The organism is Exilispira thermophila (assembly GCF_055389015.1).
The window spans coordinates 479316-493791 of the sequence record NZ_AP042476.1 but is presented as its reverse complement, the minus strand read 5'-3'; the positions used below and the strand labels follow the sequence as shown (position 1 = coordinate 493791).

The window sequence follows — 14476 nt, the reverse complement described above, 5'->3', positions numbered from 1 at the left end:
CAAATTATTATGTTTAAAGTATTCATGTGCATAGTTTATATATTACTAAATTATATCTTATTTAAATTTAAATTTCTTTTAAATTTAGCTTATTTTTTGTTTTTCTTATAAAAATCTTCCCATTTTTCAGTTTTATAAGCATTAGTATGAATATATTTCAAAATAATATAAAATACATCAGCAGGAGCATATCCAGGAAGATTTGTTATTGGTGTACCATCAGGTTCTAAAAACCAGAGTGTTGGAGTTCCTCTAACATTATAATAATATGCAAACTCAGCCATTGTTTTCACATCACCCTTAGGATTAATAACTTTATCAGATTCTGCATTTATTTTAACATTATAAAAGTATTTATTCATAGTTTCAATAACTTTTTGATCTTTAAAAGTTGTATCACTCATCTTTTTGCAATATGTACACCAATCAGTATAAAAATACAAGATCATATGTTTATTATTTTCTAATGCCAATTTTTTTGCTTTTGTATAATCTATCCAATTTATAGTATCAGCAAAAATTGGTATAATAAAATACAAAATTAAAAATATTAAGACAATAATAGTAAATTTTAATTTTCTACCCATTTTCTCTCCCATTAAATTTGCTACTAGCAAAAATATAATTAAAAAATAGATATTTTGCAATAAAAAAAGGGGCTGTCTTAGATCTTAAGGCAGTCCTTTTTTTTAAAAAAAATAAAAATATAAAAATTTATAAATTAAAGGAAAAAATAAAAGAATTTTCAAATGAATTATTTAATAAATATAAAAAATAAGGTAAAATTTTTCCTTTATTTAGTTTAAACAACTTTCTAATATTATGTGCTATACTTATTAATCCCCATTCTATTTTTACATTATTTATTCCTCTTAACATAAATCTCCTGAATCCCATATTGTGTTTAATATCTCCAAATACGGTCTCAACTTCTATCTTCCTTCTAAATGATAACTCCTGTCCCATTAATGTTGATAAATTCGATTTAACTTCTGATTTTAATTTTAAAAATACTGGATTTACCCATATATTCTTGTAAGGTTTTCCTTTACTACACCTATCCTGATAAATACAACCTTTACATCCATTTGTTGAATATACTTTGTATAATTCTAATTTCTTCCTTTTTGTAGATCTTGCAGTATAAACATATTTTAATTCTTTCCCATTTGCACATATAAAACAATCTTTTGACTCATCATATTTCCAATTCTGTCTGTTTAATTTATCCTTTTTAAAACTTCTTTTACTTTCTTTAAAATATCCTGAATATTTAACATAATTATTTATTCCTCTCCTTTTTAAATATAAATAATTATAAGTAGAACCATATCCTGCATCAGTTATTAAATTTGTTGGTTTTCTCCCTGTCTTTGATATTAAACTTTCTAAATGAGGGATTAAGGTGTTTGTATCTGATCTATCTTGATGGATACTATACCACAATATAAATTGATTTTGTGTGCCTATCTGTACATTATAGCCTGCTTTTAATTGACCATTTAACATTGCATCTTCTTTCATCCTCATAAATGTAGCTTCTTCATCTGTCTTAGAATAACTATTACGTCCTTTAAATTTCTTTTCCTGCTCTTCATATCTTTCTAATCTTGGTATGTAATCCTGTTTTAACTTCTTAATACTTTTTTTTAATTGTTTGCTCTTTTTATCTTTTTTATCTTCTCCTCCTTCTTTCAATACCTCTTCTAATTCTTTTGCTATCTTTTTTAGTTTCTTTGAATCTAATACTTCCTTTTTACCTTTAGATTCTTCAGACTCTTTTTCTTCATAATATCTATCTTCTTCTTCATTTAAATAATCTATCTCTTTTAATAATTTCTTTACATTCTCTTTAAGCTTCTTTTTGTAATTTTTTATGCTCTTTGACCATACAAAACTATATTTATTCGCATTAGCTTCTATTTTTGTCCCATCTAAAAAATAATTGTTTAAATCTACATAACCTGTTTCATATAAATAGGATAATAATATACTGAATATTTCTTCCAAATGTCTTCCTAACTTCTCTTTCCTGAATTTGTTTATTGTCCTGAAATCTGGATAATTCTTCCCACTTAACCACATGAAATATATATTCTCTCTTAATGCCTTGGCTATCTTCCTTGATGAATATATTTTCTGGGTATAAGCATAAACTATTACCTTTAAAAGCATCTTCGGATGATAACTACTTCTACCACCTCCTTTATAGCTTCTGTAAAGAAAATTTAAATCCATATTTTCTATTAAATCATTTACTATTCTTACTATATCATTTTCTGGTATATATTCTTCTAATCTTTCTGGAAATAATAGTGGTTCATCCTGTATATATCTTTTAAATACTACCTTATTATGTACTTTTGTTCTTCTCTTTTTCATAATTCAATTATAGCAAATAAATTATAAAAAAAAAGAGGTTGTCCCCAAGTTTTGAGACAACCCCTTGATTTTTTAATACTTATTTCAAATGAGATAGATCAAATCCAGGAACATATAATTTCTTTTCTACATAATCTGAAAATTTAGTTACAATAAAAACTAAAAATAAATAAACTAAACCTATTAAAAAATAAATTTGCAAAAAATAAAATGTATCTGATGCAAAAAATTTTGCTTGAGCAAACAATTCTGGTACCTGAATTATATAAGCAATTGAAGTATATTTTATTAAATATATCATCTCGTTAGATAAAGCAGGTATAGCAAATCTAAAAGCTTGTGGGAAAATTACATATCTAATTGTTTCCCATTTAGTTAAACCGATTGAGTAAGCTGCTTCCATTTGTTCTGTAGTTATTGCTAAAAATCCACCTTTTAGATACTCAGCTTGATATGCAGAAGAATTTAAAAAGAAACCTATCATCGCTGCTGTTAATGGTTTAATATGAATGCCAATTGGTGGAAGACCGTAATAAATAAAAAATAATTGTACAAGTAAAGGAGTTCCCCTTACAAGTGTAATATACCCTTTTGCTAAATTTTTAAAAAATTTATTACCATATAAAACACCAAGAACAAGGGGAATAGCAAGAAAAAATCCAAGTACTGCAGAAACTATCGTTAATTCAATTGTTAACCATAAACCATGAGAAAGGTCTGGAAGATATTGTATAATTTTACTCCAGAATTCCATATTTATTCTCCATACAATTCAGAAATTTTATTTAAAAATGATTTTGTTCTCTCATTTTGTGGATTATTAAAAACAATGTTTGGAGGTCCCTGCTCTATAATATGGCCTTTTTCCATAAAAATAATTTCATTAGCAACAGATTTTGCAAACCCCATTTCATGAGTAACAACAATCATGGTCATCCCTTCTTTAGCTAATGTCTGCATTACACCCAATACTTCCCCTATTAATTCTGGATCTAAAGCTGATGTTGGTTCATCAAACAGAATCAATAAAGGATCCATTGCTAAAGCTCTTGCAATTCCAACCCTTTGTTTTTGTCCACCTGAAAGTTGTGCTGGATATTTATCTTTATGATCAGCTAAACCTACTTTAGCTAACTCTTCTAAAGCTTTTTTATAAGCTTTTTCCTTAGGCATTTTTTTCACTTTAACTAATCCAAGTGCAACATTATCTATTGCTTTAAGATGATTAAAAAGAGCAAAATGCTGAAATACCATTCCAATCTTTTGTCTTATTTCATATAAATTTGTTTTTGGAGAAGTAACTTCAATATCATTTAAAAATATTTTCCCCTCTTCAGGAGGAGCTAACATATTAATACATCTTAATAAGGTCGATTTTCCAGTTCCTGATGGCCCAATTATAACTTTTACTTCACCCTTATTTATAGTTAATGAAACTCCATCTAGAACAACATTTTTACCATAGCGCTTTTTTATATTTTCAACTCTCAGTAAAGCCATAAAAACTCCTAACCCTTAATAATAAAACCTGGAACCTGATATTTACTAGCAATATATTTAAAAAGATAATAAAATAAATGAAATAAAATAAAATATAGAATAGCACATGCAAGATATATTTCAAAAGGTCTAAACGATTGAACAATTATGTTTCTACCATATTTTAAAATCTCAGCTATACCAACAACATATGCCAATGAAGAATCTTTTAATACAATTGTAAACTCATTAGTAAATCCAGGTAATGATAATCTAACTGCCTGGGGTAAAATAATGTAATACAATGATTTAGCTTTAGACAAACCTAATGAAAGTCCAGCTTCCATTTGTTCATTTCCTATAGACATAATCGCACCTCTATAAATTTGTGCTTGATAAGCCGAACTCCTTAACCCCAAAGCTAAAACAACTGATAAAAATGGTCCAAAATTTAATTTAATAGTAGGTAATCCAAAAAAAATTATAAAAATTAAAACTAAAATTGGAGTACCCCTTAATACCCATTCATAAAGGTAAACAAGTTTTTTCACTGTTTTTGAACCATATATCCTCAATGCAGCTACAATAATTCCCAAGACTAATCCAATAAGAATAGATACCAAAGTAACTTCAATAGCAACTACCGCTCCCTTTAAAAGGAGCGGTAAGCTACTAAAAACAAATTTAATTGATTCTAGCATTTCATTTCCCTATTCTGTATTTGCAACTTTTACATAGATTCTACATTTTTTATAAATTTAGTTTTGTATAATAATTTTTTACTATTTTTTAATATTAACTATTCTATAATATTAAATTAGAAATATTTTTTAATTAATTGTACCCAATCATCAGAATTTAAAATGTCTTTCAAAATAGAATTGACTTTATCTGTATAAGGTGAATCTTTTTGAAATGCAATACCATAATTTTCGCCTGTATCAATAATGTATAAAATCTTAATTGGTTTTAATTTTATATAACCCTGAGCAGCACCATCATCAATAATAACTAAATCAACATTTCCATTTAACATATCTGTAATTGCTTCAATATTTGTTGCATATTTTTTGAAATTTTCTTTTGGCATTTTGCCAGTTTTAATAAAATTATCATCAATATAGATCTGACCTGTAGTACCATTTTGACTACCAATAGTATATTTAGCAAGATCCTCAACTGACTTAATTTCAATATTAGAATCCTTTTTTGCAATAATTGATTGGTTAGCAGTATAATATGGCATAGAAAAGTCAACTACTTTTTTCCTATCCTCTGTAATTGTTATTGCAGCAATAGCCATATCAATCTTTTTTGAAACTAATGATGGGATTAAAGAATCAAAATCCATATCAATAATTTCGTATTTCGCTCCCATTCTTTGAGCAATCATTCTAGCTAAATCCATATCTATCCCTTTAAATTCACCATTTTCTTTAAATTCAAAAGGTGGATACTCAGCATTTGTACCAATCTTTAATGTAATTTGTTTTTGCTCTTCTCCACCCTGTTTTCCAGCAAAAAAAGCAAAAATTAAAACAGATATTAAAAGAAGAGCCACTAAAATTTTAATTTTTTTCATAACATCCCCCACTTTAATTTTAAAAAATTGTAATTTTTGTTTAAAATTTGTCAAGACATATTTATTGATAAACACAAGTATAACTTTAAATTTAATTATACAATTTTATTCTTATATCACATTAAATTAACAATTTATTTTTAATTGTGATTTTTATTAGATTACTTAAAGTATATAATAGATTTTGTTATTTATTAAAAATAGTTAAATTTTGTTGAAATATTTTTATATATTTGGTGTTTAGTAATAAATTAAAGTTAAATACTAAAATCATTAAAATTTATTGTTATAAAATCTTTAATTAAAGGTTATGTCAATAAAAATGTGTAAATTAGTTATAATTCTAGAATGATAATATTCTAATTCTGTTAGAAATTATAAATATTATTTTCTATTTAATGCAATTAAATTTTATAATAATTATTGAGTTTAGCTTTTCTAATTATTTTTTAGTAAATAAAATTGCTGAATAAAAAGGTGGTAACTTTTTTATCTTTTTTTCAAATAATAATTTTTTCAGCGAAATTTTGTAATTTGCAATAATAATTTCGCAATTGTTATAACAATAGTTATTTAATAAATCATGTAGATTTATTTCTTTATAATTGCTGCTAAAATTATTAATTACAATCATACTACTATTATTAATTTCTCTTTTATATATTAATAGATCTTTAATATTTTCTCCCATCAATTCAAAACTACCAAAATTAATAATATTAGAATATTTTTTTCTAATACCTATCATTTTAATATAATAGTTTAATATAGAATTGTTATCATCAATTTGAGATTTTAAATTTATTTTTAGATAATTTGGATTTACCATAATCCATGGTTTAACTTTTGAAAATCCTGCATAATCAGAATTATCCCATTGAAAAGGTGTTCGTGAATTATCCCTTGAACATGATTTTATTTTATCCAATAAAACATCTTTATTTTCCTTTTCTATATTTAATTTATAATAGTTAATACTCTCTTTATCTCTGATTTCATCAATTGATGGAAAGGCGCAATTTGTCATACCAATTTCATCACCCTGGTAAATAATTGGAGTCCCTTTAAGAGTAAGTAAAATTGTTGCAAGCATTTTACCAGATTCTAAATAGTATTCTTCAACATTCCCAAATCTTGAAATTGCCCTATCCCAATCGTGATTTCCCCAATACCATGTTGTCCAGGCATCTTCATTAAGATTGGTATTCCAATTTTTTATAATTTTTTTAAATTTTTCGACATCAACTGAACGTTTTTCAAATCTTTCCATGTTTTCGTTTCTATCAATCTTCATATGTTCAAAATGTATAACTGCATCCATACACTTTTTTTTAGAAGAAGTAATTTTATTAGCCAAATCCACAGTTGTTTCAGCAACTTCTCCCATTACAAAAACATTGTATTTTTTAAAAGTTTTTTCATATATTTCAGAAAGGTAATCAAATGTAATTGGATAATTATGATAATTTTGTATATCATCCGGATTTTTAAAATCTTCTAATTTATCAGGTTTACCAATAACATTTACTGCATCAAGTCTAAATCCATCAACTCCTTTATCCAACCAGAATTTAATTATTTTAATAAATTCATCTCTGACTTCTTGATTCTTCCAGTTCAAATCAGGCTGTTCTTTTAAAAAATAATGGAGATAATATTCTTCACTAACAGGATCAAATTCCCATGCTGAACCACCAAAAATAGACTTCCAGTTTGTTGGTTCTTTTCCATTTTTAGGTTTTGCCCAGACATAATAGTTTCTATAGGGATTATCTTTACCTTTTAAAGCTTGCTGAAACCAATAATGTTGATAAGATGTATGGTTCATAACAAGATCCATTAAAATTTTTATGTTATTTTTATGAAAAATATCTAATAATCTAAACAAATCTTCATTATTACCAAACATCTCATCAATATTGTAATAATCACTAATATCATATCCATTATCATCTTGAGGAGATTTATAAATTGGATTAAACCAAATAGCATCTACACCTAAATATTTTAGATAATCAACTTTTTCTTCAATTCCTTTTAAATCTCCTATTCCATCATTATTAAAATCATAAAAACTTTTTGGATAGATTTGATAAACTACAATATCTTTAAACCAATTATTATTTAGTTTATTGTTGTTCTCATTTACCTTTTTCATTAAATCTCCCTGTTTAAATTCAGTTCAAAAAATTTAATCTAATAAAATTATTTTTCAAATTAAATTAATATAATATTAACAAAGCCCGGATTTCACCGGACTTTGTTAAGGAGGAACAGTTTTTATAATTTAGTTAAAAATAAAATTAAAAAACATTACTCTCCAATAATCGGAAATCCAAGTAAATCATGATAATCGTTTGCTAAATTTTTCAATGCAGTATCTGCATCTACCTCACCTTTTAAAACACTATAAACAGCTTGATAAAACATAGTAGTTACTTTATTATAATTTGGAGCTGTAGCTGTTGAAGGTCTTGCAACTGCACTTGTAAAGACATTATATAAGCTTCCAAAAAATGGATTTGCAGCTAAAACATCTTTATCTTTATATAATGCTTTGATTGTAGGATTTAATGAACCTTTAACAGCTCTTAATTTTTGTACTTTATATGATGCTAAATATAATGCTAATTTTGCAGCTAGCTCTTTATTATCACTATATTTACTAACAGCTAATTGCCATCCACCTAAAGTTGCAGCATGTTGTCCACCTTCACCCATTGGTAATGGTTCAACATCAAATTTTCCAGCTATTGGCTTTCCTTCCTGATTACCTAAAGAATAAGCATAAGGCCAATTTCTCATAAATGCAGCGTTTCCAGCTTCCCAAACTTTTCTAGCATCTTCTTCAGCATAACTTAAAACACCTTGAGGCGAAATTGTACCAACCCATGATGCAGCCATATTTAATGCTTTAACAGCATTTTTATTATAAATAGTTATCTTTTTATCAGGAGATATAATAGTACCACCATTATTAGAGTAAATCCATTCCAATGCATCACATGTTAACCCTTCATATGCATTCCCTTGCCATACAAATCCCCAAAAATCTTTATTTCCAGCTGCTCTTTCACCATCTTGAATTATTTTTGCATCTTCCTGTAGTTCTTTCCATGTTACAGGTGGTTTTAATCCATATTTATCAAGTAGATCTTTTCTATAATAAAGTAACCCTGCATCAGTAAACCATGGAATACCAACAAGTTTTCCATCAACAGTGTTATTTTTAATAATTGCATCAAAGTGATCTTTTGCAACATCTTTTGCACCATATTGATAAAGATCAACAAGATGTTCAGCTAGATCTCCAGGCCATATAACATCAATTTGCATTACATCAAGTTCAGGACTTTTAGCTTCAAGATATTGTAAATATAATCCCAGTCTATCATCAGTTAGGTCAGGTGTATCAAGAATTTTTATCATCCCTTCATATTGAGGATAATCCTTTAAAAACATTGCTACACCCTCTTTAGTCAACTCCAATTCCTGACCTACAGCACCACAAGCAACTGTGACAATCCCCCCTTTCTTAGTTTCATTTCCCTGTTTTCCAGCAAATAGTGCAAAGATTAAAACTAATGCCAGAACAATTGCAAATGCAATTTTAAAATACTTTGTAGTTTTCATAAAGAAACCTCCTAAAAAATTGTTTTTATTTATCCTTTAACAGCTCCAGCAGTTAATCCAGAAACTATCTTTTTTTGAAAGATCAGAACAAGAATAACTAATGGTATTGTAACTAATACTGCTGCAGCCATAATTTCCCCAAATGGAATTTGTCTTTGAACCTGTCCTGTAAATAAGGCAATTGCTACAGGTATTGTCCTTGCATAAGGTGCAATTGAAGTAAATGTTAATGCAAATAGATATTCATTCCAGCTAGCAATAAATGCAAGAAGCCCCGTTGTAACCAATGCTGGAGCAGTTAATGGTAACAATATTTTTTTAAAAGTTTGAAATTGAGTTGCTCCATCAACCTGGGCAGATTTAAGAATCTCATCAGGCAATTCCCTGAAAAAAGAAGTTAAAACCCATGTTGTAAATGGTAATGTAAACAATAAATAAGAAAAAATCATTGAAGTATAAGGATCTAGCTTTAGTGTTCTTATAACTGCATATAAACCAGATAAAACTGTGATTTGAGGAAACATTGTCATTGATAATATTGTATACATAGTTATTGTTTTACCTTTAAATCTTAACTTTCCAAGAGCGAAAGCTGCAAATGATCCTGCAATTAATGCAAGTAAAGTTGTTGTTAATCCAACTATAGTTGAATTTAAAATTGCCCTTAAAAAGGTTCCATTTGATAAAACTGATTTATAATTCGAAAAAGTTGGTTGAAATTTATGAGTTTTTGGATTTACAGGAATTGAAGTTGTAGGTGTCATTGCAAGTTGAGCTTCATTTTTTAATGAAGAATTAATTGCCCAATAAAATGGAAAAAGTAAATAAACTGAAATTAAAAAAAGTAGTAAAAAAAATACAATTCTACCAATAACTTTTCTTAAAACCTTTTTCTTTTTAAAATTTTTATTTTTATCCATTTTTATTCCTATCTTTATATTTTTAACAAAAAAATTTTACCATTCTTTTTTAGAGTTAATACCTACCATTTTAGTATATGTTATAGCAAAAATAGCTATCAAAAAAAAGATAATTACTCCAATAGCTGACGCTAATCCCATATCTCTATATTTTATTAACACCTGATAATTGTAACTTGCCATAGAATATCGTCTTGTTGATAATAATACCTGAAAAACATCAAATACTCTTAAAGCATCAAGAGTTCTAAATACCAATGCTACAGCTAAAGATGGCCTTAATAATGGTAAAGTAATTGAAAAAAACTTTCTAACCTCATTTGCCCCATCTACTGATGCTGCTTTATACAAATCTTCAGGAATTAATTGAAGACCAGCTAAAAGTATTAAAGCCATAAATGGGGAAGTTTTCCATACATCAACAACAACAATTGTAGGTATTTGCAACAAACTTTCAGTTAAAAATGAAATATCTCCATTTCCAATACCAATTGATGATAAAAGAGCATTGAACATCCCTGTTCTATCAGGAACAAGCATCACTTCCCAGATTCTTGCAGATACTACTGTAATAACTGCCCATGGGATTAACATAACCGCCCTCATAACACCCTGACCTTTAAATTTTTTATTAACAATTAATGCAATTGCCAGACCAATTATTGTTTCTAGAAAAACAGATAAAATTGTAAAAGTAATTGTATTTCCAATAGCTTTAATAAAATCTGAATCTGTTGCACCCACTACATATGCTTTGTTAAAAATTTTAAACTTAAATAATTTTTTGAATCTAATTGGTTTTCTTGGTAAAACATTTACTGTTTTTTCATAAATAGGTTTACCAGTAGAATGATCTCTAATAATATTTCCTTTTTCATCTTTTTTATAAGGAATTTTAAAAACTTTCATTGTAAGCAAAACTTTATAATTTTTAATACCAATAAATTTTGTTTTCTGATTTGATGCAAATTTTTTGTTTGTAAAACTTGTAACAAAAACCTGCCCCAATGGATAAAAAGCTATAACAAAAAGAATTATAATTGTTGGTAATAGGAGCTTATAAGCTAAAATTTGCTCCCTCTCAAGCAGTTTTGATCTATAAATTTTGTTTTTTCTTTTTTTGTTTTGCATTTTCATAACTTCCCCAACTAAAAAGTTTTATTAAATTATCAGATTTTTACCTGTTTGCTTTTCAAAAATATGAATTTTAGAATTATCAAGTTTCAAATTGATATTTTCATTAAATTTTAATTTAATTTTTGGATCAATTCTTGCGATCATCTGAGTATTATTAAATTGAAAATAAACATACATTTCATTTCCAAGATTCTCAATAACATCAACAGTTGCTTTAATTACATTTTCAGATTTCCCTTTATCTCCAATAATTTCAATATTTTCTGGTCTAATACCTAAGATTACTCTTTTCCCTGAATGATTTCTAAGTTTATTAATTTTATTTTTATCAAGATAAATTTTAATACCACTATCTGTTTTAAAAACCAATATATTATCTTCTTCAACCAATGTACCTTCCAATGTATTCATTGAAGGAGAACCAATGAAAGTTGCAACGAATAGATTCGCAGGCTTTTCATAAAGATTTAAAGGTGTATCTATTTGTTGAATTCTACCTTTATCAAGAACACAAATTCTATCCCCCATTGTCATAGCTTCTACCTGATCATGAGTTACATAAATCATAGTTGTTTTCAATTTGTTATGTAATTTACTTAATTCAACTCTCATCTGAACTCTTAACTTTGCATCAAGATTGGAAAGTGGTTCATCAAATAAAAAAACTTTTGGTTTTCTAACTATTGCTCTCCCAAGAGCGACTCTCTGTCTTTGACCTCCAGATAATTGTTTTGGTTTTCTATCCAGTAGATTCTCTATATTTAAAATTTTAGCTGCTTCATTAACCCTCATTATTATCTCTTTTTTAGGAAATTTTCTTAACCTTAAACCAAAAGCCATGTTTTCAAAAACATTCATATGGGGATAAAGTGCATAACTCTGAAATACCATTGCAATATCTCTATCTTTAGGTGGAATATCATTTACAATTTGATCATCAATGTAAATTTCTCCTTCAGTAATCTCTTCCAGACCAGCTATCATATTCAAAGTTGTTGATTTTGCACATCCTGATGGTCCAACAAAAACCATAAACTCACCATCCTTAATATGCATATTAAGATTATATGTTGCTTGAAAACCATTAGGATAAATTTTATTTACATTTTTTAAAACAACATGAGCCATAACATCTCCTGTTAATTAATATTATCAATTTTTTTTATTGTTTTTTTTCTTTTTAGTTTTAATATATTTTTTGCTTAATTTATTTTTTACTTATTTTTTTTAATATTTTTAAAAATTTAATCTTTTTCAAATTTATTCTCACGCTTTTAAATATTTAATCCACCCTGATTTAAAAAGTATCCCCCTTAATTAAAACAGGATCAAAATAATAAGTTTTTTCTTTTTCAACTTCTTTTACTATTAAATCTACAGCTTTTTCAGCCATTTTCTCAAAAGGATGTTTTAAGGTTGTAATCTTATATGGCCTTGAAATTTGAGAAATATAAATTCCATCAACGCCTATAATAAAATAATCTTTACCTATACTTAAATTATTATCATATAAACAATTCATAGCAGATATTGCTAAAAGGTCAGAAAAGCAGAAAAATACAATAGGGGTTTTATGAGAAGAATTTATTATTTCATTAATTTTTTCATATCCAATTTTATAATCAAAATTAACATCAAAATAAATTTCTTTTTCTTTTTTAGCTAAAATTTCATCATCAGAAATATTGTAAAATTCTTTACAAAAGCCTTTATATCTTAAGAAGCTTTCACTTATTCCCTTATCAATATCACCACCCAAAAGAATGACATTTTCTAAGTTTTTTTTCTTTATCATTCTAGCAGCAATTTGTCCTATTTTGTAATTATTTATAGAAACAATTTTGTATTCATTATTTTCAGAAAATGAATTATATAAAATAAAATTTTTATTATATTTATTAAGCATTGTTTTAATATTTTCACTCAAATACGGAATTTGAATTATAAAGTCATTAACATTAAAACTTTCTAAAATATTTAAAAAATATTGAACTTGATTTAAATCCCCTTTTATATCCATTAAAATAATACTTTTATTATAACTTTTTAATTTAGATTCAAGCATTGATACAAGTAAGGCTGTATATGGGTTTTCAATTTGATTTACAATTAATGCAACAACATCAGATTTTTTTGTTCTTAAAAACTTTGCAATTTTATTTGGTTGAAAATCATATTCCTTAATAACTTTAAGAACTTTTTCTCTTGTTTCAGGTAATACATTAGGAGAATTATTTAAAACTCTGGATATTGTTGCTGAGGATAGATTACATATTCTTGCAATATCTTTTATTGTAATCTTTTTATCACTTGATGACAATTATAAACCCCTTCAAAAAAACTTTAAAATTGTTAATTATTTTTAATTTTTGTATCCATAAGATTAATAACTATATCTATGTAATCGATTACATCAATATAATAAATTGTTGTTTTTTTTTATTTTTTTTAATAAAATTAGGATTTAAAAAATATTATGGATTATAATATTGATGTAATCGTTTACATAATTAAAAAACATAATTTTTAATTTGTCAAGTATTTTTTTTAAAATTTGTGAATTTTTATTTTTAAATATAAAAATATTTAATATTATAATTTAAACAAGAATTGTGTTTTACGTCTAATAAATAAAAAAAGTCCAGTTAAATAAAGCAGAATTTATTTAACTGGACCATTATTGCTAACTAAAATTTATCAAGATATAATATTTACATTTTCATAGTAATTCCAACTCCATATGTAGAAACATATCCAACATAACTATATTCTAATATTAAACCCATATTTTTTGAAAAATACCATGTAACACCAGAAACTGCTGCAAAACCTAAACCAAAAGGACTCCAGCCATAAGGATCTGATGATAAATTGGTAGTATATCCATAAAATCCAAGACCAATACCTTCATAAAAATCAAGATTCATATTGTTCCAACCCCAATGTACAATAAACATTGGAGCTAAACCCCAATATGTTGATCCATATCCTAAATAACTCCATGATTCAAACAAAAATCTTGCACCAACTGCATAATCCAGAGGAAATATATTTGCAATTTTCCATTCTCCTAATATCAAATCTGCACCAGCATTTAAAGTAATACCCCACCAATATCCGATTGAAGCATAAATACTCAAATCACCAGTTTTCATATAGGAAGTAAAAAACTCTTCAAATTCAGAATTTTTACTTTTTGAACCTTTAGCATAAATACTTACAGACAGCAACAAAATCAAAAGTACAATGATTAATACTTTTTTCATACTTTACTCCTCAAATTTTAAAATTACTCTATTTTTGTTAATTCATTATAAAATAAAATATTAAGATGTCAATAAAT

The 14476-nt window shown here is 26.4% G+C and carries 13 protein-coding genes; all 13 read right to left on the bottom strand.

Annotated features, from left to right (window positions below; translation table 11 throughout):
- Window positions 1-89 precede the first annotated feature (89 nt).
- The gene (locus ACZ5EC_RS02065) at window positions 90-587 is read right to left on the bottom strand and encodes a thioredoxin family protein (protein ID WP_464303306.1); all 498 of its coding nucleotides are present in this window, start codon (window positions 585-587) and stop codon (window positions 90-92) included.
- 127 nt (window positions 588-714) lie between these two features.
- Window positions 715-2382, bottom strand: coding sequence for an IS1182 family transposase (locus ACZ5EC_RS02060; RefSeq protein WP_464303085.1), 1668 nt, complete (start codon window positions 2380-2382; stop codon window positions 715-717).
- A 79-nt stretch (window positions 2383-2461) separates the two neighbouring features.
- Window positions 2462-3136 (bottom strand): amino acid ABC transporter permease, encoded by a 675-nt coding sequence (locus tag ACZ5EC_RS02055; protein WP_464303305.1) that lies wholly within the window; start codon window positions 3134-3136, stop codon window positions 2462-2464.
- Window positions 3137-3138: 2 nt separating this feature from the next.
- Window positions 3139-3882, bottom strand: coding sequence for an amino acid ABC transporter ATP-binding protein (locus ACZ5EC_RS02050; RefSeq protein WP_464303304.1), 744 nt, complete (start codon window positions 3880-3882; stop codon window positions 3139-3141).
- Window positions 3883-3890: 8 nt separating this feature from the next.
- Window positions 3891-4562, bottom strand: coding sequence for an amino acid ABC transporter permease (locus ACZ5EC_RS02045; RefSeq protein WP_464303303.1), 672 nt, complete (start codon window positions 4560-4562; stop codon window positions 3891-3893).
- Window positions 4563-4678: 116 nt separating this feature from the next.
- Entirely contained in the window at window positions 4679-5443 is a 765-nt protein-coding gene (locus ACZ5EC_RS02040) for a basic amino acid ABC transporter substrate-binding protein (protein ID WP_464303302.1), read from the bottom strand.
- Between the two features lie 442 nt (window positions 5444-5885).
- The gene (locus ACZ5EC_RS02035) at window positions 5886-7601 is read right to left on the bottom strand and encodes an alpha-glucosidase (protein WP_464303301.1); all 1716 of its coding nucleotides are present in this window, start codon (window positions 7599-7601) and stop codon (window positions 5886-5888) included.
- A gap of 155 nt (window positions 7602-7756) precedes the next feature.
- The gene (locus ACZ5EC_RS02030) at window positions 7757-9076 is read right to left on the bottom strand and encodes an ABC transporter substrate-binding protein (RefSeq protein ID WP_464303300.1); all 1320 of its coding nucleotides are present in this window, start codon (window positions 9074-9076) and stop codon (window positions 7757-7759) included.
- Between the two features lie 29 nt (window positions 9077-9105).
- Window positions 9106-9996 (bottom strand): carbohydrate ABC transporter permease, encoded by an 891-nt coding sequence (locus ACZ5EC_RS02025; protein ID WP_464303299.1) that lies wholly within the window; start codon window positions 9994-9996, stop codon window positions 9106-9108.
- 36 nt (window positions 9997-10032) lie between these two features.
- Window positions 10033-11133 (bottom strand): carbohydrate ABC transporter permease, encoded by a 1101-nt coding sequence (locus tag ACZ5EC_RS02020; protein ID WP_464303298.1) that lies wholly within the window; start codon window positions 11131-11133, stop codon window positions 10033-10035.
- A gap of 24 nt (window positions 11134-11157) precedes the next feature.
- Window positions 11158-12261 carry an ABC transporter ATP-binding protein gene (locus ACZ5EC_RS02015; RefSeq protein ID WP_464303297.1) on the bottom strand — a complete coding sequence of 368 codons (1104 nt, stop codon included), beginning with the start codon at window positions 12259-12261 and terminating at the stop codon, window positions 11158-11160.
- 169 nt (window positions 12262-12430) lie between these two features.
- Window positions 12431-13453, bottom strand: a complete 1023-nt coding sequence (locus tag ACZ5EC_RS02010) for a LacI family DNA-binding transcriptional regulator (protein ID WP_464303296.1) — start codon at window positions 13451-13453, stop codon at window positions 12431-12433.
- A gap of 391 nt (window positions 13454-13844) precedes the next feature.
- A complete protein-coding gene (locus ACZ5EC_RS02005; RefSeq protein ID WP_464303295.1) occupies window positions 13845-14399 on the bottom strand; it encodes a hypothetical protein in 555 nt (184 codons plus the stop codon).
- Window positions 14400-14476 lie beyond the last annotated feature (77 nt).

Bases quoted from the DNA above. Each gene is read 5' to 3' on its own strand.
- ACZ5EC_RS02065 (WP_464303306.1), bottom strand. From the start codon at position 587: ATGGGTAGAAAATTAAAATTTACTATTATTGTCTTAATATTTTTAATT.
- ACZ5EC_RS02060 (WP_464303085.1), bottom strand. From the start codon at position 2,382: ATGAAAAAGAGAAGAACAAAAGTACATAATAAGGTAGTATTTAAAAGA.
- ACZ5EC_RS02055 (WP_464303305.1), bottom strand. From the start codon at position 3,136: ATGGAATTCTGGAGTAAAATTATACAATATCTTCCAGACCTTTCTCAT.
- ACZ5EC_RS02050 (WP_464303304.1), bottom strand. From the start codon at position 3,882: ATGGCTTTACTGAGAGTTGAAAATATAAAAAAGCGCTATGGTAAAAAT.
- ACZ5EC_RS02045 (WP_464303303.1), bottom strand. From the start codon at position 4,562: ATGCTAGAATCAATTAAATTTGTTTTTAGTAGCTTACCGCTCCTTTTA.
- ACZ5EC_RS02040 (WP_464303302.1), bottom strand. From the start codon at position 5,443: ATGAAAAAAATTAAAATTTTAGTGGCTCTTCTTTTAATATCTGTTTTA.
- ACZ5EC_RS02035 (WP_464303301.1), bottom strand. From the start codon at position 7,601: ATGAAAAAGGTAAATGAGAACAACAATAAACTAAATAATAATTGGTTT.
- ACZ5EC_RS02030 (WP_464303300.1), bottom strand. From the start codon at position 9,076: ATGAAAACTACAAAGTATTTTAAAATTGCATTTGCAATTGTTCTGGCA.
- ACZ5EC_RS02025 (WP_464303299.1), bottom strand. From the start codon at position 9,996: ATGGATAAAAATAAAAATTTTAAAAAGAAAAAGGTTTTAAGAAAAGTT.
- ACZ5EC_RS02020 (WP_464303298.1), bottom strand. From the start codon at position 11,133: ATGAAAATGCAAAACAAAAAAAGAAAAAACAAAATTTATAGATCAAAA.
- ACZ5EC_RS02015 (WP_464303297.1), bottom strand. From the start codon at position 12,261: ATGGCTCATGTTGTTTTAAAAAATGTAAATAAAATTTATCCTAATGGT.
- ACZ5EC_RS02005 (WP_464303295.1), bottom strand. From the start codon at position 14,399: ATGAAAAAAGTATTAATCATTGTACTTTTGATTTTGTTGCTGTCTGTA.